This window comes from Polaromonas sp. P1_H6, assembly GCF_056405195.1.
Genome location: NZ_JBFUCN010000002.1, coordinates 176,489 through 195,373, shown reverse-complemented (window position 1 = coordinate 195,373; position 18,885 = coordinate 176,489). Strand labels below are relative to the sequence as shown.

General features: G+C 60.7%; 24 protein-coding genes and 3 tRNA genes. 8 read left to right on the top strand and 19 right to left on the bottom strand.

Features of this window, described 5'->3' with window-relative positions; genetic code table 11:
- Positions 1–30: 30 nt before the first annotated feature.
- From AC1D1F_RS03320 to AC1D1F_RS03290, 7 genes are all read right to left on the bottom strand, one after another.
- On the bottom strand, positions 31–1,200 hold the full coding sequence (locus AC1D1F_RS03320; protein WP_477695933.1) for a zonular occludens toxin domain-containing protein: 1,170 nt from the start codon (positions 1,198–1,200) through the stop codon (positions 31–33).
- Positions 1,200–1,499 carry a DUF2523 domain-containing protein gene (locus tag AC1D1F_RS03315; RefSeq protein ID WP_477695934.1) on the bottom strand — a complete coding sequence of 100 codons (300 nt, stop codon included), beginning with the start codon at positions 1,497–1,499 and terminating at the stop codon, positions 1,200–1,202. The genes AC1D1F_RS03320 and AC1D1F_RS03315 overlap by 1 nt, the downstream gene beginning before the upstream one ends.
- Positions 1,500–1,502: 3 nt before the next feature.
- A complete protein-coding gene (locus AC1D1F_RS03310) occupies positions 1,503–2,612 on the bottom strand; it encodes a hypothetical protein (protein ID WP_477695935.1) in 1,110 nt (369 codons plus the stop codon).
- A 261-nt stretch (positions 2,613–2,873) separates the two neighbouring features.
- Positions 2,874–3,119, bottom strand: coding sequence for a major capsid protein (locus AC1D1F_RS03305; protein WP_477678641.1), 246 nt, complete (start codon positions 3,117–3,119; stop codon positions 2,874–2,876).
- A gap of 91 nt (positions 3,120–3,210) precedes the next feature.
- Positions 3,211–3,414: a hypothetical protein gene (locus AC1D1F_RS03300; protein WP_477678642.1), complete on the bottom strand. Its 204-nt coding sequence runs from the start codon at positions 3,412–3,414 to the stop codon at positions 3,211–3,213.
- Between the two features lie 220 nt (positions 3,415–3,634).
- Positions 3,635–3,913 carry a hypothetical protein gene (locus tag AC1D1F_RS03295; RefSeq protein WP_477678643.1) on the bottom strand — a complete coding sequence of 93 codons (279 nt, stop codon included), beginning with the start codon at positions 3,911–3,913 and terminating at the stop codon, positions 3,635–3,637.
- A 53-nt stretch (positions 3,914–3,966) separates the two neighbouring features.
- Positions 3,967–5,043 carry a replication initiation factor domain-containing protein gene (locus tag AC1D1F_RS03290; RefSeq protein ID WP_477678644.1) on the bottom strand — a complete coding sequence of 359 codons (1,077 nt, stop codon included), beginning with the start codon at positions 5,041–5,043 and terminating at the stop codon, positions 3,967–3,969.
- A gap of 318 nt (positions 5,044–5,361) precedes the next feature.
- Between AC1D1F_RS03290 and AC1D1F_RS03285 the strand changes: the two genes are divergently transcribed.
- Positions 5,362–5,583 (top strand): hypothetical protein, encoded by a 222-nt coding sequence (locus AC1D1F_RS03285; protein WP_477695936.1) that lies wholly within the window; start codon positions 5,362–5,364, stop codon positions 5,581–5,583.
- A 142-nt stretch (positions 5,584–5,725) separates the two neighbouring features.
- Complete coding sequence (locus AC1D1F_RS03280; protein ID WP_477678646.1) at positions 5,726–5,989, top strand: hypothetical protein; 264 nt, start codon at positions 5,726–5,728, stop codon at positions 5,987–5,989.
- On the opposite strand, the gene AC1D1F_RS03275 is transcribed toward AC1D1F_RS03280, so the two are convergent.
- A tRNA-Ser gene (locus AC1D1F_RS03275) sits at positions 5,975–6,064 on the bottom strand. The two genes, AC1D1F_RS03280 and AC1D1F_RS03275, sit on opposite strands and share 15 nt — an antisense overlap.
- Before the next feature lie 178 nt (positions 6,065–6,242).
- Here AC1D1F_RS03275 and AC1D1F_RS03270 point away from each other — a divergent pair.
- Positions 6,243–6,554 (top strand): I78 family peptidase inhibitor, encoded by a 312-nt coding sequence (locus AC1D1F_RS03270; RefSeq protein ID WP_477695938.1) that lies wholly within the window; start codon positions 6,243–6,245, stop codon positions 6,552–6,554.
- A gap of 32 nt (positions 6,555–6,586) precedes the next feature.
- On the opposite strand, the gene AC1D1F_RS03265 is transcribed toward AC1D1F_RS03270, so the two are convergent.
- From AC1D1F_RS03265 to AC1D1F_RS03240, 6 genes are all read right to left on the bottom strand, one after another.
- Positions 6,587–6,799 (bottom strand): hypothetical protein, encoded by a 213-nt coding sequence (locus AC1D1F_RS03265; protein ID WP_477677588.1) that lies wholly within the window; start codon positions 6,797–6,799, stop codon positions 6,587–6,589.
- Positions 6,800–6,819: 20 nt separating this feature from the next.
- Positions 6,820–8,010 (bottom strand): radical SAM family heme chaperone HemW, encoded by a 1,191-nt coding sequence (hemW, locus tag AC1D1F_RS03260; protein ID WP_477677604.1) that lies wholly within the window; start codon positions 8,008–8,010, stop codon positions 6,820–6,822.
- An 8-nt stretch (positions 8,011–8,018) separates the two neighbouring features.
- The gene (gene rdgB, locus AC1D1F_RS03255) at positions 8,019–8,639 is read right to left on the bottom strand and encodes an RdgB/HAM1 family non-canonical purine NTP pyrophosphatase (protein WP_477677589.1); all 621 of its coding nucleotides are present in this window, start codon (positions 8,637–8,639) and stop codon (positions 8,019–8,021) included.
- Between the two features lie 44 nt (positions 8,640–8,683).
- Positions 8,684–9,412, bottom strand: coding sequence for a ribonuclease PH (rph, locus tag AC1D1F_RS03250; protein ID WP_477677590.1), 729 nt, complete (start codon positions 9,410–9,412; stop codon positions 8,684–8,686).
- A gap of 102 nt (positions 9,413–9,514) precedes the next feature.
- Complete coding sequence (locus AC1D1F_RS03245; protein WP_436156659.1) at positions 9,515–10,417, bottom strand: PP2C family protein-serine/threonine phosphatase; 903 nt, start codon at positions 10,415–10,417, stop codon at positions 9,515–9,517.
- Complete coding sequence (locus AC1D1F_RS03240; protein ID WP_007874747.1) at positions 10,414–11,421, bottom strand: serine/threonine protein kinase; 1,008 nt, start codon at positions 11,419–11,421, stop codon at positions 10,414–10,416. The genes AC1D1F_RS03245 and AC1D1F_RS03240 overlap by 4 nt, the downstream gene beginning before the upstream one ends.
- Before the next feature lie 72 nt (positions 11,422–11,493).
- On the opposite strand from AC1D1F_RS03240, the gene AC1D1F_RS03235 reads away from it, so the two are divergent.
- The 4 genes from AC1D1F_RS03235 to AC1D1F_RS03220 all read left to right on the top strand — a co-directional run bounded on the left by AC1D1F_RS03235 (position 11,494) and on the right by AC1D1F_RS03220 (position 15,697).
- Positions 11,494–12,411, top strand: a complete 918-nt coding sequence (locus tag AC1D1F_RS03235; protein ID WP_477677592.1) for a YicC/YloC family endoribonuclease — start codon at positions 11,494–11,496, stop codon at positions 12,409–12,411.
- A 64-nt stretch (positions 12,412–12,475) separates the two neighbouring features.
- The gene (gmk, locus tag AC1D1F_RS03230; RefSeq protein ID WP_477677593.1) at positions 12,476–13,096 is read left to right on the top strand and encodes a guanylate kinase; all 621 of its coding nucleotides are present in this window, start codon (positions 12,476–12,478) and stop codon (positions 13,094–13,096) included.
- A gap of 41 nt (positions 13,097–13,137) precedes the next feature.
- Positions 13,138–13,341, top strand: a complete 204-nt coding sequence (rpoZ, locus tag AC1D1F_RS03225) for a DNA-directed RNA polymerase subunit omega (RefSeq protein ID WP_348046396.1) — start codon at positions 13,138–13,140, stop codon at positions 13,339–13,341.
- Between the two features lie 109 nt (positions 13,342–13,450).
- On the top strand, positions 13,451–15,697 hold the full coding sequence (locus tag AC1D1F_RS03220) for a RelA/SpoT family protein (RefSeq protein WP_477677594.1): 2,247 nt from the start codon (positions 13,451–13,453) through the stop codon (positions 15,695–15,697).
- Positions 15,698–15,705: 8 nt separating this feature from the next.
- On the opposite strand, the gene greB is transcribed toward AC1D1F_RS03220, so the two are convergent.
- The 5 genes from greB to hrcA form a co-directional block, all read right to left on the bottom strand.
- Entirely contained in the window at positions 15,706–16,275 is a 570-nt protein-coding gene (greB, locus tag AC1D1F_RS03215) for a transcription elongation factor GreB (protein WP_477653196.1), read from the bottom strand.
- A gap of 44 nt (positions 16,276–16,319) precedes the next feature.
- Positions 16,320–16,574, bottom strand: a complete 255-nt coding sequence (locus AC1D1F_RS03210) for a hypothetical protein (RefSeq protein ID WP_477695940.1) — start codon at positions 16,572–16,574, stop codon at positions 16,320–16,322.
- A gap of 139 nt (positions 16,575–16,713) precedes the next feature.
- Positions 16,714–16,790, bottom strand: a tRNA-Arg gene (locus AC1D1F_RS03205).
- A 27-nt stretch (positions 16,791–16,817) separates the two neighbouring features.
- Positions 16,818–16,894: transfer RNA gene (locus AC1D1F_RS03200), tRNA-Ile, on the bottom strand.
- Between the two features lie 46 nt (positions 16,895–16,940).
- Positions 16,941–17,960, bottom strand: a complete 1,020-nt coding sequence (hrcA, locus tag AC1D1F_RS03195) for a heat-inducible transcriptional repressor HrcA (protein WP_477677596.1) — start codon at positions 17,958–17,960, stop codon at positions 16,941–16,943.
- A gap of 48 nt (positions 17,961–18,008) precedes the next feature.
- Between hrcA and AC1D1F_RS03190 the strand changes: the two genes are divergently transcribed.
- Complete coding sequence (locus AC1D1F_RS03190) at positions 18,009–18,884, top strand: NAD kinase (protein ID WP_477677597.1); 876 nt, start codon at positions 18,009–18,011, stop codon at positions 18,882–18,884.
- The last annotated feature ends 1 nt before the right edge of the window (position 18,885 follow it).

Genomic DNA, 18,885 nt, shown 5'->3' with positions numbered 1-18,885 from the left:
TCACTCCCTAGGAGAAATGTAACAGGCGCACTACTTGATGTAGTCCCGCTTCCGCATAAATGCCATCACCTCAGCATCGCGACTAACCGTACTTCTCACCTCTGGAGGTGGCAACAGCGGAGCAACCGTGCCGATGAAATCGCTCTGCTTAGGCTGCAGGACAGGCTCAGCCACCGTCATACGCGGCGCAGGGGGTGCAGGGTAAGGCGAATCGATAAAGGGCAAGAAGAGGCCATCGCGGACGATCTGGAGGCACATAGACCGTTCGGTAGGGTAAGGCGTGCCGTCTTGGGTGTAGCATTTGCAACCCTTTGACGGCATCGACACACAAGCAGCCGGCAGAGGGACCCGCCGAGGTTTAGTCAATTCATCGTAAACCGGCGCTGTGTGCATCAACGGCGGAAAACGAGGTGTTTGCAGCTCTGCATACTCCGATGCCGTTAGAGGCCTGGCAGCGTCAGAACCATCACCAGGTGATCTACGCGGCGCACTTGGTGCACCAGGCACACCACTGCTAGCCGTTTGCGCTTGCGCAGCCTTCGCCACATCCGCCTTGGAAGGCATAAGGCGATTGATCGCAAACCAGCCCATAGCGATCGCGAGAATTATTGAAATTATGAATATGTAGACCTGCTTCGGAATGCGCACTTTTCCCGTGTGAATGAAGGCGCTTTGATACCAGTCGTAGCATTCCTTCGGCTGCGCACGCGTCGTAATTTGCGCCGTCTTCCCCGAACCATCTTTCTGACAGTTATCGTTTACCGAATCCCATTGCAAGACGCGGGTAAGAGTGCTGGCACCGGCAACACGCTTCAAGTGCTGATGCCAGCCAGGAGCTCCCACAGCCTTGCGGATGAACGAATCGAACTGCGATGGGTGCAGACACAGCATGAAGAAATCCATGCCGCGAGAACGGTGCTCAGCGAGCTTCGCGACATATGGCGGAATCATCGAACCGTTGGCCCTGGGCGGTAAATCGTGATAGACCTCATCGACCAGGAAGATTGTTCCGTCCGGCTCGTCCTGCCACTTTTTGAAATCTATCTGTTTCCAGCCGAATTCCTTTTCGATGTGCGGATAAATTTTGAGCCGTCCGTTGTGCGCGACAGGACGACCCGTTGCTAGTTGAAGGTCGCGAATATCACGAAGCGTGAACAGCGTTTTGCAAGAGCCATTTGCCCCGGTGCGGATGTAGAACATTACTTTGTCACCCAACGTTTGAAAGTGCCACTAGTGAGTCCGGCCAATGACGCACGAACTACCAACGCCGAAAAAATAATGCTTAGTGACTCGCCGACCTTCAACGTCGCCAACAAGCCGAGCAGATCGGGAGGCAACGAAACAAACCTTGCCACCGCCTGATCCTTCAACCAACCGAAGGTGACTTGCACTCCGGTATAAGTCGCCACGCTCATCCCCAACGACAGCAAGACACGACCAACCAGCGACGGCAATATGGCAAGAAACGCGTTCCACAAGAACGCGACGATTACAGGCATGAGCTACCCCTTTGCAACGATCATTAATGCCGTGATGAACGACACGCCAAGCAGGATCAACCCAAGCTGATCGAGCGACGGACAAACACGAGAGAACGGAAGAACGACAGTGAACCGAGCAACCACCACTGTCTTATCTGTGATGCACTGCGCGCTAACACCGAGCAAGTTTGTTTGCGAAAAACTAGCCGGCGAAATGGCTATGTCCTCAGAGGTATATTGCTTGCCGGTTTTTGCAGCCTCCGCATCGAACTTCGCCTGTTCCGTCGGGTTCTCGTAAAACTCGCAATTGCGCTTGTACTGTTCCCGCGCAATAGCAACCTGCAGCGCGTCGCCCTCCCCAACAAAACCACCTGCGCAACTTCCAGAGAACGAACTCTTGCCGGTGCATTCCTTCGCGCCGGGCGTAGCAGCGCAGTACTCGCCCTTGCCCTGTGTCGTGGTGTTGGTCGTGACGCTTGTGCCGCTCGAATTCGTCGTGGTTGTCGTGGTCGTGGTATTGCACGAACCGTTGTCGCAAGCGGTGGTTTTCACCTCCGATTTCGTTTCTGTGCCTGCCGGTCCAGTCGTGCTGGAATCCTTTTTTGCATCTGACACCGTGGGGGTGTTGGGCGGGAACGGAATACACACCGTAACGCCGTTAACTTGTCCAGGCTGACCACCCTTGCACGTATCGGCCTCTGCAGGGCGCGGAGCACCTCCCATGCTGCAAGACGCACTGGTGGCACCTGGAAAGCTATACGTGCCCTCGCTGACCCATACCCCATTCTTCCTGTACGAAACATCACGAGAGAACGCTACCTTGCAGCCAGTGCCCGCGGGAGAGCCAGCAAACGGCATACACGACTCACCACTATCCACCTGTCCGGGTATTTGTACGTCACGACTGCCAAACGCTGTGCTGTCGAGCAACGCTATCCCTGCACACGTGACGTCTTCGGGCCGAGTACAACTCAGCAGCACATAAGCCCACGCGCCCTTATCCACTGTGACGCCAGTTGAAAGCGTAGTCTCAGTGCGCGTGCCGTCGAGACGGCCATTAGTTTCATTCGCGCTGATCAATGTGTAGTCATACCGCACACCGTTTTCAACCCGCCTGTAAGCGGCAAGCATGTTCACTGCACCAGCCGCAGCAGTGCCACATGCATCAGTCGCGGCGTATCGCCAACCACCGGCAGCATGCGCGGGAGTCCAGATCATTGCGAACGTGAGGGCCAGCAATAGAGCCGCACCTACGCGGTATAGATAAGCCATGCTGCCCCCACAATGGCGATGAAAACAAAAATTCCCATTTGATGACCCTCTGCGAAACGCCGACCTTCGGCGCTTTGAAGAAGGCACAAAGGCCGAAGCCTCTGTGCATCTCAGCCCGCTTTAGGCCATCGCGCGACGCACCCACTTGAACGCGTAGATACCCACGACGATCAGCAGCACTGCGCCACCGATCAAGCTGATGGGGACCGCCTGCTCAGCAATGAACGCGACGATGGCAGTCACGTCAATGGCGGCAGCCTGTGAGGCGGAAGCACCGGCGGCCAAGGCCAGCAGGAACATGCTTTTTGCGTAGGTGGTTGCGACTTCGCCAGCAGCACGGGCGATCTTTTGAGAATTGAATTTCATAGGTAACTTTCAGAAGCGGTGGACGGGTGAACCCCGAACTACACCGGAGATGGCACGACGTTTCACAACGCTGGCACCATCCCCGCTGGAGTCAAACTTCTTCAGCAGAAACCTCATCACCCCGCAGGGCGCGAATTGCCATGCGGAACCCCCACCCCACGGCCATCACGGAAATGACCGCCACAGCGACCAGACCACCCTCCTCAGCTGTCATCTGAAGCGGAGGGAGGGACAACTCATGCACGATGGTTACGGTGCACGCGGTGGAACATTCAATGACGGTGGGATCAGCCATGCTCAGGCACCCACAAACGCGATACAGCACCACGACCACCGCAGTGATCGTCAACAGCTTCGAGCGCAGCCTCAGCCGTATCGAACGGAGTAGCCGCAGAGAACAAATGTGTGTAGTCCACCGAGCCTTCACCGTCAGCGCGGAGGAAATAGAAATCGTCCGTTGACTGGACGATGTAGGCAGGGCGGCAGTTCATTCCGTTACGCGTGACGAAACGGCCTTAGACCTTCGCGGCCACAACCGGCTTCACCGAAAGCAGGACCATTTTTTGGCTCTTGCCATTAGTGACAAATTCCATCTCGCAATCGGCCTTGAACGGGAATGTGAGGTGCTTGTACTTTTCAAATTCGTCCGCTTTCGCGAAGCCGTATTCAATCGTTGCGAAACCCTTGGCGTTGCCTTTGGATTCGTCCATGTCGGTCATCGCGTAGACCTTCGTCGAGTCGTAAACCGTACCCTCGAAGTCGCCCTTGGAGGCCTTCATGCCGGTGATGGTCATTTGCTGATTGATTCTCATAATTGCCTTTTTGGTTAATGCTTCGAGTCAGAAATTCACGCGGGTGAAGCGAGCCCGGTGTTAGGGTTGATGCGGTCAAAAAATGTGTTGAGGCCGAGTTGCAAGGCGTGGTGATTCAGCCCGCGCAGTGCGCGAGGAACACGACGCATGGTGTTGTTCAACACAAGCGTGGTCATCCAGTCGTAGTCGGGCATTGCTGCTGTGATCTGCACGAGCGTGGGAGCCACAACGCGATTGACCCAACGCATTGCGGCTTCGACGCTGACGGTCGCCACTTTGGTTTGCGTCATGACGCGTTGCGGCTTAATGCTTTCAACTCCCTGGTGCACGAGCCAATTGCAGAATTCGTAAGCGCCGGCAAAGAATTCACCAGGCTGCATGAGTGCGGCCCATGGAATAACGCGATTGACGCTACGCAGTTCGACCTCGGCGCGTACCCATTGGTCTTCCATCATTCCGAACTGGTGGCCCTTTTCGTAAAGGCGAATGAGCTTTCCGCTTTCGCGTTTGCCGATCTGGAACGTGCGGCTATGGCCGTCAATCCAGCAGCCGTGCTGTGTGTAGCTTGGGAGGCGCTTTTGATAGCTGAATGCGTGGTCGTGATACGCCTTCACTGCGGCTTCGATGCAGAGTTGGCCATGCTCCCAGCAGTCCCTGGCCAAGTCGATACGCGTGATCTTCGGGAACATTTCCGCGAAGAAATCGCTTACGCGTTTTTCCCAGCCAGGCAGAGCGAAGGTGCAGCCTTCACCTTTGAGGGTGAAGCAGAACGTATCGCGCTGGCTCAGACCACCGCCGGAAACAGAGGCGACCTCTTGCCCAAAGGCGTTTTCGATGGTGTAGGTGTGGTCGTAGTAGTCGCGGCCTGGCCGGTGGACGCCGAGGACGTAGCCGAGCAGTTCAGCAAACCGCATTGCCATGATGTGCGCCAGGTTCTCATCGTCGGTATCGATGGGCATGTTGTGCGTTTGCAGCATGCGATCGCGAAGGACGGTGAAGCGCAGGTAGTCGATGATGACCCCGCCCTGGTCTTTGGCCTTGATCTGGCGTTCCTGGGTCAGGAACTTGACCTTGCCGCCCTCGATAACGAGCTTTTCGTCTGGTGCACTCACGAGCGCACCTCATCCGAAAGTTCGCAGATCGCAGGACAACCCAGACTCCAAGGGCAACCTGCGCACGGAAGCATCGACTCATCCGGAAGCCGCGCCACTGGCTGAGATTCATTTACCCCCGTGTTACTCGGGGGGGTAACCAATTCGGGGACGCCTGCGGCGGCGCGTCCTACGGCCGCGCCGAGCGCAGGCGCTTTAGCCCTCATCGCATCAAGACGTACGGCCAGCAAGGGCCAGTCTTTCCGGAATTGCTCGATGGCAAGTTCCACCACCGAACGAGTTCCGGTAGGCTTCGCAGCTACACAACCGGAGGGACGTATGACGTTAGGACAAGTTGGATTTTTGGTGCTGCTGTCGCAAGTAGCGCTTTTCGTGGCCTTCACCTGGCTGTTTTGGTGGCTCACCAAAACAGCCATCCGCGAGGGGATCAAGGAATCAGGCTTGGTTGAGGCAATCAGACGGTCGTCGAGCCGAGGGCCGCAAGAGCAGCTACCAGACTGGGCAACTAAAACGGGACTTCCCGATATGCGGGCTGATTGAACGCAGACTTGTTGCATTGATTCGAGTTTTTTGCAAAACCTGACGGCTTGTCAGGTGCTCGAATGTAGGTACGACTTAACAGGGTGTCAATCATTTTCCTGACAGGGTGTGCATAATCCATAGCGAAAGCCAAGGACATTCCATGCCAAACACCATGCAATTACTGAATCAAGCGCTCGCTAAACAGCGTGCCGCCGATTGGGCGCGTGAGTTGAATTTGACGGATTCTGCGCTGACGCAAGCAAAGAAGCGAGGCCGCCTAAGCCCCGTACTTGCTGGAAACCTTGCTATCAAATTGGGAGAAAATCCAGAGCACTGGATTGCTGTCGCGGCCCTTGAAGCAGAGCCAGACAGTGAGCTACTAGCACGTCTTAGAACAAGTGCCAATAGCTGGCGGAAGCGGTGAGATTCGAACTCACGGAGGACTTGCATCCTCGGCAGTTTTCAAGACTGCTGCATTCAACCGCTCTGCCACGCTTCCGAGTCGGGTAGTTTAACCGCATCGTTTGCCGCGACCGCGCCAAAGTGCTCTCTGGGGACCGTGCCTACAAGAAGCAGCGGCAAGAGCCCATACATCCCGGTGCCGTCGCGCGCTAAGCTCCAGACGATCTGCTCTCAGAGAGCATGCCCATCTATCCACCGTTCGAAAGGACCTCACGATGCGTTCCATGCCACTGGCGGCCCTTGCCGCCACCGCTTCCCTGCTGATATCCGCCTGCGGCAACACCCCCTCCGCCGGCCAGGCACCCGATCCGGCACCTGTTTCAGGCCGCTGCAGCGCCGCCCCGGCCCAGTTCGCCATGGGCCGCAATGTGGATGCAACGCTCCAGAATGACGCACGCACGCGCGCCGGCGCGAAGACCGTGCGAGTGCTAAGGCCCAACCAGGTGGTGACCATGGAATTCAGCGCCGAGCGGCTGAACCTTACGGTGGATGATGCGGGCCGGGTGACGCGGGTCAGCTGCGGTTGATGCTGCCGGTGAGCCACCGCTGCGCCGGTGATTCAGCGCTTGTCTTTGGCGGCTTGCTGAAGCTGGCGTTTGCGCTTGGCCTTGTTGAGCGACTCGGGCTCGGCCGGGCGGTCGCGCAGTGCCGCGGCTGCGCGCTCTTCGGCCGCCTTCTTGCGTTTTTTATCACGGAAGTGCACAAAGAGTCGGCCCAGGCCGAAGCTGATAGCACAGCTGACAACGAGAAAAATAAGGGCTGGAGTTTCCATCTTGTGAAGGGCTTTGCCGTTTAGCCGGCCAGGAACAAGGACTGCAGATCGTTCAGAAAATCAAAGCCGCGCTCCGTGGGCTTGACGTGCACGAAGTCGCGCTCTATCAGTCCCTTGCGCTCGGCTTCTTCCAGTCCTTGCTGGATGGCGGTGATCGGCAGCCCGGTCTTCTCACTGAAATCCTGCAGCTTGAAACCGTCGCGCAGGCGCAGGGCGTTGAGCATGAACTCAAACGGCAGGTCGGCGCGGCTGACTTCTGTTTCTTGCGTCACGGCCTCGCCGGCCAGGGCTTTTTCCATATACAGCTTGGGCTCGCGATAGCGCACCTGGCGCACCACGCGATGGGCGAAGCTGAGCTTGCTGTGGGCGCCCGCGCCTATGCCCAGGTAGTCGCCGAACTGCCAGTAATTGAGGTTGTGGAAGCAGCGGTGGCCGGGCTTGGCGTAGGCCGACACTTCATAACGCTGCAGGCCCGCGGCTCCGGTCATCTCGGTGATCCTGTCGAGCATGGCGTAGGCTGTGTCTTCCTCGGGCACCACGGGCGGGAATTTGGCGAAGTAGGTATTGGGCTCTATCGTCAGGTGATAGATGGAGATGTGGGGCGGCTGCAGGGCCAGGGCCTGTCGCATGTCCTGCTCCAGGCTTTCCGTGGTCTGCCCGGGCAGCGCATACATGATGTCAAGGTTAAAGGTGTCGAAGGCCTGCGCGGCTTCCTCAACCGCGGCGATGGCCTGGGCGCGGTCGTGCACGCGGCCCAGAGCCTTGAGATGCCGGTCGTCAAAGCTCTGCACGCCGACGGACAGGCGGGTGACACCCGCGGCGCGAAAAGCCTTGAAGCGGTCTTTCTCAAAAGTGCCGGGGTTGGCTTCGAGCGTGATCTCGCAATCGGCCTCGAGCCGCAAGCGCGCGCGTATGTCGGCCAGCAGGCGGTCTATGGCCTGCGGCGAAAACAGGCTGGGCGTGCCGCCGCCTATGAAGATGCTGTGCACGGTGCGGCCCCAGACCAGTGGCAGCGCAGCCTCAAGGTCGGCGATCACCGCATCAATGTAGCGCTGCTCGGGCATCTCGCCCACGGCTTCATGCGAGTTGAAGTCGCAGTAGGGGCACTTGCGTATGCACCAGGGCAGGTGCACGTAGAGCGACAGCGGCGGCAGCGCGGCCAGCCGCAGTGTGCCGCTGCGCATGTAGTGCTGGATGTCCTGCTGCGCCATGGCGAGTGTCAGGGGGTGAGCGGCCACTGTCCGCGCATCAGTTCGATCATCTGGCGCGCGGCCTTGCCGCGATGGCTGTTGGCGTTCTTGATCTCGACCGGCAGTTGCGCAAAGGTTTTGCCGAACTCGGGAATGAACATCACCGGGTCGAAGCCGAAGCCGTTGTCGCCCACAGGCTGTGCGGCGATCTGCCCCGCGACGCGGCCGGAGGCAATCAGTGGTTCGGGGTCTTTGTCGGAGCGCACAGCCACCAGCGTGCTAACCAGCGCGGCGCGGCGTTCGGAAGGCTGCGCCAGGTGCGCCATCTGTTCAAGCAAGGCCTTGACGTTGTTGTCATCGCTTTTGGTGTAGCCATAGCGGGTGGCGTAAAAAGCGGTGTCGACGCCGGGCAGGCCGCCGAAAGCCTCGACGCACAGGCCCGCATCGTCGGCCAGTGCGGGCAGGCCGCTGAGGCGCGAGGCCTGTCGAGCTTTGGCGAGGGCGTTTTCGACAAAGGTGCGAAAGGGTTCTTCGGCCTCGGGCAGGCCCAGTTCGGCCTGGCTGACGAGTTCAAGCCCCAGAGGCGCGAACATGGCCTTGAGTTCGGCGAGTTTGCCCTGGTTGTTGGAAGCTAAAACGATTTTTTTCATGGAAGTCGACGAGGGCAAAGCGCCGGAAGCTGCGCGATGGATGCTCAGGCAGCCAGCGACTGCTTCTGCAGATCGACCAACTCGGTGATGCCTTTTTCGGCGAGCACGAGCAGCGCGTCCATTTCCTTGCGCGAAAACGCGGCGCCTTCAGCCGTGCCCTGCACTTCCACATAGTTGCCGGCGCCGGTCATGACGACATTCATATCGGTGTCGCAGGCGGAGTCTTCGGTGTATTCAAGGTCCAGCAGCGGCGTGCCCTGCACGATGCCGACGGAGATGGCGGCGACGTGGTCGATGATGGGGCTTTGCGTGAGCTTGCCGCTGGCGATCAAGGTATTGACGGCGTCCTGCGCCGCGACGAAGGCGCCGGTGATGCTGGCGGTGCGGGTGCCGCCGTCGGCCTGGATGACGTCGCAGTCAAGGTGGATGGTGCGTTCACCGAGTTTTTTCAGGTCAAACACCGAGCGCATGGAGCGGCCGATGAGGCGCTGAATCTCTTGCGTGCGGCCGCTTTGTTTGCCGCGTGCGGCCTCGCGGTCGCTGCGGGTATGGGTAGCGCGGGGCAGCATGCCGTATTCGGCGGTGACCCAGCCTTCGCCGCTGCCTTTTTTGTGGCCGGGGACTTTTTCTTCGACGGAGGCAGTGCACAGCACCTTGGTGCCGCCGAATTCGATCAGCACCGAACCTTCAGCGTAGGCGGTGTAGTGGCGGGTGATGCGCACGCCGCGCAGGGCGTCGGCGGCGCGCGCGCCGCTTCGTTCAAACTGGCTCATGGAAATGGCTTTCTGGCAAAAACGCCGGAGAAAATAAAGCGAAAAAAAGTAAAACGAAAAGGAGAGCCGGGAACGAGGCGCCTTGCGGCGCCGGCCCCGGTATCAGGCTTTTCTGGCGGCCGAACGGCGTATGGCTTCGTTGATCTCGGCGATCGAGCGTTCGATGGTGGCCTCGTCGAGGTCGTCGACCATGGTGTCGAGCACGCCGGCCTGGATGGTCGAGGCGAACACGCCGTCCATGATGCTGTCGGTGGAGACGCCGCGGGTGGACTCGAAGGCGTCGGGCGTTTCCCACTCCATGGCCAGCACGGTGACGTTGTCGCTATGCTCGCCGCCGGTGCGCAGGGCATTTTCGACCAGATCCGGCACGGCGTCGGACACGCCCTTGCTGGCCAGCTGGCGCACGATTTCGGCGTCGCTGAGGCTGCCCCAGAGGCCGTCGGAGCACAGCAGCAGCTTGTCGCCCTGCTGCAGGGTGACGGGGCCGGCGACGTCGAAGACGGGCTTGGTGGGCGAGCCCAGGCAAGTGAACAGGATGTTGCGGTTGATGCGCTCGAGCTTGATCACGCCGGCGCTTTGCTGTTCAAGGTAGGAGTGGTCGCGGGTGCGCGTGAGCAGTTCGCCGTCACGCACGACGTAAAGGCGCGAATCGCCGCAGTGCACCCAGGTGGCGCCCGTGCCCTGCAGGATGGCGGCCACCAGCGTGGTGCGGGGGGTGTCCAGCATGCCTTTTTCGCTGGCGTAGCGGATGATCTGGTGGTGCGCCGCCATCAGGGCGGTGGAGAGGAACTCGGTGGTGTCTTCAATGACGGGGCGCGCTTCCTTCTGGTAGAGCGCCGAGATGGTCTGCAGGGCGAGCTGGGCTGCCACTTCGCCTTCAGGATGGCCGCCCATGCCGTCGGCCAGCACGAAGAGGCCCGATTCGCGCGTGTAGCAATAGCCCATGCGGTCTTCGTTCTTTTCGCGCCCGCCTTTGCGGCTGACCTGAAAGACTGAGAATTTCATTTGAATTTGGTCGCGTAGCCGGTGGCTTTGCGCGCTGATTTTTTGGTGTCGGACACCATGTTGTCAAACTGCAGGCGAACCTTTTCGCTGACGGTGAGCTTGGTGTAGCGGCGCTCACCCTCCCGGCTCAGCTCTTTTTGCAGGGCGAAAACCGATTGGGGACGGGACAGCGGATCGAGCGACATGCACCACTCTACAACCTCGATCAGGTTATCGGAATAGACGCCACGCAAGCGCGACAGGGCAAGCGACAGACGGTCTTTTTCAAGGCGTTGGGGCGCGTCGTTGGGAGGGTAGCCCTGCATGGTGGCGTAAATGCAGGCGCCGATGGCGTAAATGTCAGTCCAGGGGCCCATGGAGGAATCGCGGCGGTACATCTCGGGCGCGGCGAAGCCGGGCGTGTACATGGGGCGAATGAAGTTGCCTTCCTTGCTCAGCACCTCGCGGGCGGCTCCGAAGTCGATCATCACGGCGCGGTTGTCGTCGGTGATGAAGATGTTGGCGGGCTTGATGTCCAGGTGCAGCATCTTGTGCTGGTGCACGATGCGCAGGCCGCGCAGGATTTCGTCGAACAGCGAGCGGATCGTCGATTCGCGGAAAACCTTCTGCTTTTTGAGTTCGCGGGCCGTGATGATGAAGTCCTGCAAGGTGCCGCCTTCCAGGTAATTCATCACCATGTAGACGGTTTCGTTCTCGCGGAAGAAGTTCAGCACGCTGACGACGGAACCGTGGGAAATCTGGGCGAGGGAGCGGCCCTCTTCAAAGAAACTCTTGAGGCCCAGGCGGTACAGCGAGAGTTTTTCAGGCTGGACCTGGGGAAGCAGCTCACCCGGCGAACGGCTGGCCAGGGAAGACGGCAGGTATTCCTTGATGGCGACCTGCTGGCCCTCGTTGTCGACGGCCAAGTAAACTACCCCGAAGCCTCCGGCCGAAAGCTTTCGCACAACACGATAGCCACCAATCACGGTGTCGGGCGGCAACGGTGCAGGCTTGACCTTTGACATAATTTGGGCTTGCCCGGGCGAGACAATGTCGGCCTGGGTCTTGGTTCTCTCTCTAGTAAAGCGTATCTACAAATGTCAGTTTACAGCATGACGGGTTATGCAACCGTGCAATCGAGCATGGCGCAGTCCGCCCCGGAAACTGAATCGGGCCCGGACGCCAGCTCCCGTCTGGGCGTCGAAATACGCTCCGTCAACAGCCGGTTCCTGGACCTGGCCTTCCGCCTGCCCGACGAACTGCGGCAGGCCGAACCAGCCCTGCGCGAACTGCTCACCGGCAAGCTCAAGCGCGGCAAGGTCGAAGTGCGGGTGTCGCTGGAAAGCGCCTCGTCGGGCAACCTGCGCGCGCCCTCGTCGGCCACCTTGCAGCGCCTGGGCTCGCTGGAAGACAGCATCAAGTCCTGGCTGCCGCAGGCGGGGGCGCTCAGCGTCGCAGATATTCTCAGAATTGCGACGAATGAAGACAAAAAACCACACGATTACAGCGATGAGCTGCTCAAGCTGGCAAAAAAAGCCCTGAAAGAACTGATGGCGGCCCGCGAACGGGAAGGGGCCCGCCTCGCGGAGATGCTGCTGGACCGTACTGCGCAGCTACGGGCGCTGGCCGCGCTGGCCGTGCCCATGGTCCCCAAGCTGGTGGAGCAGCAGAAAACCCGCTTCCTGGAGCGCTGGAAAGAAGCCATGGCCCTGTCCGACGGCGGCGCGCTGCCGGAAATCGCCCAGGACCGGGCTCTGACCGAGGCCACGGCCTTCGCCATCCGGATCGACGTGGCGGAAGAAATCACCCGGCTGTCGTCCCACCTCGACGAAATCGACCGCCTGCTCGCCAGCGGCGGGGAACTGGGAAAACGCCTGGACTTCCTGATCCAGGAACTGCACCGTGAAGCCAATACACTGGGCTCCAAATCCGCGTCGCTGGACCTGACCCGCATTTCCGTGGACATGAAGGTGCTGATCGAGCAGATCCGCGAGCAGGTCCAGAACATCGAATAAGCCCCTAAAACGCCCGACAGCCCCTCGCCCCCTCTAGTAAATAAGCACTCAACGACCTGTACGCATGGACTATCCCGGAAACCTTTTTGTCGTGGCCGCCCCCAGCGGGGCGGGAAAATCCAGCTTGGTGAAGGCCCTGATGGAGCTGGATTCACGCATCCAGCCTTCGGTGTCGCACACCACCCGCCCTCCGCGTGGGCAGGAAAAGCACGGCAGGGAGTACTTTTTCCTGTCGCCCGAGGAATTCGACGGTATGGTGTCTCGCGACGCCTTCCTGGAGTGGGCCCATGTGCACGGCCACCGCTACGGCACCTCGCGGCAAACCATCGAGGAGCGGGTGGCCCATGGCGCCGATGTGATCCTGGAGATCGACTTCCAGGGCGCCATCAACATCAAGCGGATTTTCGCCAACGCGGTGCTGATCTTCATCCTGCCGCCCAGCTGGGAAGAACTGCGCTCCCGCCTGCAACGGCGTGGCGAGGACAGCCCCGAGGTCATCGAGCTGCGGCTCAAAAACGCCGGCACCGAGATGGCCCAGGCCCGGGAATTCGACTTCGTTATAATCAACGAGTTGTTTGAGCGGGCAGTTTTCGACCTGAAAACCATTGTGCATGCCCAGCGGCTCAAGTTTTCGGCCCAGCGACGCGCCCGTGCCGAGACCTTCCAGGCCCTTCAAATTCCCTGATTTCAGCGCTTTTCACCTTATCGATCACACCGGAGATCACCATGGCCCGCATTACCGTCGAAGATTGCCTCGAAAAAATCCCGAACCGCTTCCAGCTGGTGCTGGCCGCGACCTACCGCGCGCGCATGCTGAGCCAGGGCCATGCCCCCAAGATCGAAAGCAAGAACAAGCCCGGCGTGACCGCCCTGCGCGAAATCGCCGACGGCAAGATCGGCCTTGAAATGCTGAAAAAAGTCCCCTCCTGAAACACTGTTCAGGCTCGCAAAAAGCACCGAATATCGGTGCTTTTTTCATTTCGGGGCATCCAAAGTCCATTTTTTTCAGGTTTTTTTCATGCCGCGATACATTTAAGGCATGAGCGCCATGCTTTCGCCCGTTGTTGCCAGCAAATCGACCCCGGCCGCCGCCAATGCCGCGGCCGCGAGTTTTGCCGCGCTCACGGCCAGGCTGGACTACCTGAGCGCCGCCGACATCGACAATGTCCGCCGCGCCTACCGTTTTGCCGATGAGGCCCACCTGGGCCAGCTGCGCAACAGCGGCGAACCCTACATCACCCACCCGATCGCCGTGGCGCAGCAGTGCGCCGAATGGAAGCTGGACGCGCAGGCTCTCATGGCCGCCCTGCTGCACGACGCGATTGAAGACTGCGGCGTCACCAAGCCCGAATTGATAGAGCGCTTCGGCGCCCCGGTGGCCGAACTGGTGGACGGGCTGACCAAGCTCGAGAAGCTGGAATTCAACACCCGCGAGGAAAACCAGGCCGAGTCCTTCCGCAAGATGCTGCTGGCCATGGCGCGCGACGTTCGGGTCATCTTGATCAAACTCGCCGACCGCACCCACAACATGCGCACGCTGGGCGACGTCCCGCGCGCCAAGTGGACCCGAATCTCGCGCGAAACCCTCGATATCTATGCGCCCATCGCCCACCGCCTGGGCCTGAACACCACCTACCGCGAACTGCAGGACCTGTCCTTCCAGCACCTGCACCCCTGGCGCTATGCGACCCTGACCAAGGCGCTGCAAAAGGCGCGCGGCCGCCGGCGCGACGTGATCAAGCGGGTTCAAGGCGAAGTCGAATCGGCTTTTACCAACGCGCAGGTGCCCGTGCTGATCTCCGGGCGCGAAAAGACGCTGTATTCCATCTACCGCAAGATGGACGAGAAACACCTGTCCTTCGCCCAGGTCACCGACCTCTACGGCTTTCGGGTGATCGTGAAGGACCTGACCGCCTGCTACACCGCGATGGGCGTGCTGCACCAGCTCTACAAGCCCCTGCCCGGCAAGTTCAAGGACTACATCGCGATCCCCAAGATCAACGGCTACCAGTCGCTGCACACCACCCTGGTCGGCCCCTTCGGCACGAATATCGAGTTCCAGATGCGCACCGAGGCCATGCATGTGGTGGCCGAATCCGGCGTGGCGGCCCACTGGCTGTACAAGGCTACGGACCCGGACAGCGACGCCTCGCAGCGCCTGGGCACGCAGTGGCTGCAGTCGCTGCTCGACATCCAGCATGAAACGCGTGACGCGGCCGAGTTCTGGGACCACGTCAAGATCGACCTGTTCCCCGAAGCGGTTTATGTATTCACGCCGAAAAGCCAGATCATGGCCATGCCGCGCGGCGCGACGATCGTGGACTTCGCCTATGCCATCCACAGCGATGTGGGCCATCGCGCAGTAGCCGCCAAGGTCAATGGCGAGCAGGTACCGCTGCGCTCCGAACTGCACAACGGCGACGTTATCGAGATCATCACGGCTTCCGTCTCCAGCCCCAACCCTGGCTGGCTGGGTTTTGTGCGCACAGGCAAGGCGCGTTCCAAGATACGCCACCACCTGAAGACCATGGCGCTGTCGGAATCGCAGGACCTGGGCGAAAAAATGCTGGCCCAGGCGCTGCGCGCCGAGGGCATAGAACGCGAACGCCTGCCCGAGGACGACGAGGCCCATCACGGTACCTGGGAAAAAATCCTGCGCTTTACCGGCAACCGCACGCGTGCCGATTTGCTGACCGACATCGGCCTGGGCAAACGGATTGCCAGCATGGTCGCCAAGCGCATCGTGACCTTGCTCGCCGAGACCGGCGAAAAACCCAATGCGCTGCTGATGAGCCGCGAGCGCTACACCGCCCATGAGTCGGTGTCGCAAGGCGCCCTGGTGATAGACGGCAGCGAAGGCGCCTCGGTGCAGTTCGCGCCCTGCTGCCGGCCCATTCCAGGCGACGGCATCGTCGGCTACCTGGGCCGCGGCGAGGGCCTGGTCATACACACTGACGACTGCGCCGTCGCCAAGCGCCTGCAGCACCGCGACAGTGAGCGCTTCATCGCGGTCGACTGGTCGGACGAACCGGTGCGCACTTTTGAGACCAACCTGCTGGTCACGGTGTCCAACGGCAAGGGCGTGCTGGCACGCGTTGCGGCCGCGCTGGCCAGCGCCGAGGCCGACATCACCCACGTCGACATGGAGCAGGAGCCCTCGCACGACGCGACCGACCTGCGTTTTGGCGTAGCGGTACGTGACCGCGTGCACCTGGCTTCGGCCCTGCGCAGTGTCAAGCGCACGCCCTCAGTGCTGCGGGTTCAGCGCGCCAAGTCGACCGGCTAGCCTGCCGCTTAACCGGCCGTGCGTTCGTCGGGCGCCGGGTAGTCCACCTTGAGCACCTCCAGCGTCTGCAGGCCTTGCGGCGTCACGAGGCTCACCTCATCCCCCACCCGCGACTTGAGCAACGCCCTGGCGACGGGCGATATCCAGCTGATTTGCCCCAGGGCGCTGTTGGCCTCGTCGATGCCGAGGATGGTCACCATGCGCTCTGCGCCGCTGTCATCGGCATAACTCACGGTCGCGCCGAAAAAGACCTGGTCGCTGCCGTGGTGGATGGAGGGGTTGCTGATTTCCGCGATCTCCAACCTCTGCGTCAGGAAGCGGATGCGCCTGTCGATTTCCCGCAGGCGCTTTTTGCCGTAGTGGTAGTCGCCGTTTTCCGAGCGGTCGCCGTTGCTGGCCGCCCAGTGGACGATTTCCACCATTTTCGGCCGCTCGTTGTCGATCAGGTCCAGCAGTTCGCTGCGCAGGCGCTCATAGCCTTGCGGCGTGATGTAGTTTTTGCCGCCCGCAGGCAGGGGCGCGAGCGCGGGCTCGTCGTCTTCGGACTCATCGGTTTCTTTGGTAAAGGCTTTGTTCATGCTCCGGCCACCATAGCATCCATGGCGGCCGGCCGTGAATGCCCCTAGAAATCTTCCATCTTCAGCGTCAGGGGATTGTCGGGCGTGTAGTTGACGCCCGCCACGACCATGTCGGCGGCCCGGGCGTGAATCATTTCAGCATCACGCTCGTAGGCCTTTTTGAGGGAGTCCGGCTCCGGCACGGCGCCGAAGAACTCCTCCATCGCCTCGCGCGAAATCCTGACCGGAATGGTGCTGCCTGCGTGCGACAGGCCAAAACTCAGCCAGTCGCCGTGGTCCTCGACGTTCAGTGATCCCATGTTTCTCCTCCGGAATGAGCCTCCAGAATAGCGGAGCGGCTGGTGGACGTACAGCCCCTGAAAACCACTAAAAAGCCCTGCGCAAAGAAAAATAGCCTAGAGGGGTAAGCCTCTAAGCTATTGAAATCACTAATAAAAGTGGTGCGGCTGGCAGGAATTGAACCCACGACCCCTTGGTTCGTAGCCAAGTACTCTATCCAACTGAGCTACAGCCGCTAAGCCTCAAATTATAGCTTATTTAAATGGTAGGGCGTGAGTGACTTGAACACTCGACCAAAGGATTATGAGTCCTCTGCTCTAACCAACTGAGCTAACGCCCCACACAAGAGGGAGATTGTAAGGGCCTGCGGGGACCTGCTCACGAGCCTACTTGCTGTGGCTGAGGGCCGTACTGACCAGTTTGGAGGTGATGTCGACGATCTGGATCATTTTTTCGTAGGGCATGCGCATGGGGCCGATGACGCCCAGCGTGCCCACCACCTGGCCGTCGACCTCGTAAGGCGCCGTCACCACCGACAGCTCCTGGTAGGGAATGACCTGGCTTTCGCCGCCTATGTAGATACGAACGCCCTCGGCACGGCTGGACACGTCGAGCAGGCGCATCAGCTGCGCCTTTTGCTCGAACAGGTCGAACAGCTTGCGCAGGTTGCCCATGTCGCCGGAAAAATCGCTGACGGCCAGCAGGTTGCGCTCCCCTGAGATGACGACTTCGTCGCGCGATTCGATGGCTTCGGAGCTGACCTTGACCGCAGCCTGCATCAGCGTGGCAATCTCGCCGCGCAGCGCCTCGACCTCGTTTTTCAGGCGCTCGCGCACTTCCTCTATCGCCATGCCGGCGTAGTGTGAATTGAGGAAATTGGCGGCCTCCACGAGTTGCGACTGGCTGTAGTCGGCCTCGGTGAAGATGACCCGGTTCTGCACGTCGCCGTCGGGCGACACGATGATCACGAGAAAGCGTTTTTCGGACAGGCGCAAAAATTCAATGTGGCGGAACACCGAAGTGCGGCGCGGCGCCATGACCACACCGACGAATTGCGACAGGCTGGAGAGCATGTGCGCCGCATTGCTGAGCACTTTTTGCGGCTGGTCGGGCGCCAGCCGGGGGGCGCCTATCTGGCCCACAGCGGGAAAGGAGTCGCGCTGCGTGGTCAGCATGGTGTCGACGAAGAGGCGGTAGCCGCGCGCCGTGGGGATGCGGCCGGCCGAGGTGTGCGGGCTGACGATCAGGCCGAGCTCCTCGAGGTCGCTCATCACGTTGCGTATGGTGGCGGGGGATAGCTCCAGGCCCGAGGCCTTGGACAGCGTGCGTGAACCCACCGGCTGCCCATCGGCAATGTAGCGCTCCACCAGCGCCTTGAGAAGCAACCGCGCACGATCATCAAGCATGCCGACATTCTACGAAGCTTGGGGCGGATGTTGTGATGTAATTTGCCGATGAAATCGCAATTCCGCCATGTCGCACTGATCGGCAAGTACCACGCACAGGGTTCCCGGTCGGCGCTGGAGGACATCGCGCATTTCCTGGGCACCCAGGGCTGCGAGGTGGCAATCGAGCAGGACACCGCCAGCAACACCGGCCTCACGCAATTCCCCACACTGGACGCAGCCGGCATAGGCGCGCAGTGCGACCTGGCCCTGGTGGTCGGCGGCGACGGCACCATGCTGGGCATAGGCCGGCTGCTGGCGCAGTTCGGCATCCCGCTGGTGGGCATCAACCAGGGCCGGCTCGGTTTCATCACCGACATTGCCTTCGAGCACTACCAAGCCACCCTGATTCCCATGCTGCGCGGCGAGTACGAGGAAGACCGCCGCTGGATGATGCAGGCCAAGGTTGTGCGCGACGGCCGCTGCGTTTTCAGCGCCACCGCCATGAACGACGTGGTGGTCAACCGCGGAGCGACCGCCGGCATGGTGGAGCTTCGCGTCGAGGTGGACGGCCGCTTCGTGGCCAACCAGCGCGCCGACGGCCTGATCATCGCCTCGCCCACCGGCTCCACGGCCTACGCGCTGTCCGCCGGCGGGCCCCTGCTCCACCCCTCGATTGCCGGCTGGGTGCTGGCGCCCATTGCGCCGCACACACTGTCGAACCGGCCCATCGTGCTGTCGGACTCCGGCGAGATCACGATTGAAATCGTCGCGGGGCGTGACGCCAGCGCCAACTTCGACATGCAGTCGCTGGCCAGCCTGCTGCACGGCGACCGCATCACCGTCAGGCGCTCGGAGCACCAGATGCGCTTTCTGCACCCCAAGGGCTGGAGCTACTTCGACACCTTGCGCAAAAAACTTCACTGGAATGAAGGCGTGGCCTGAA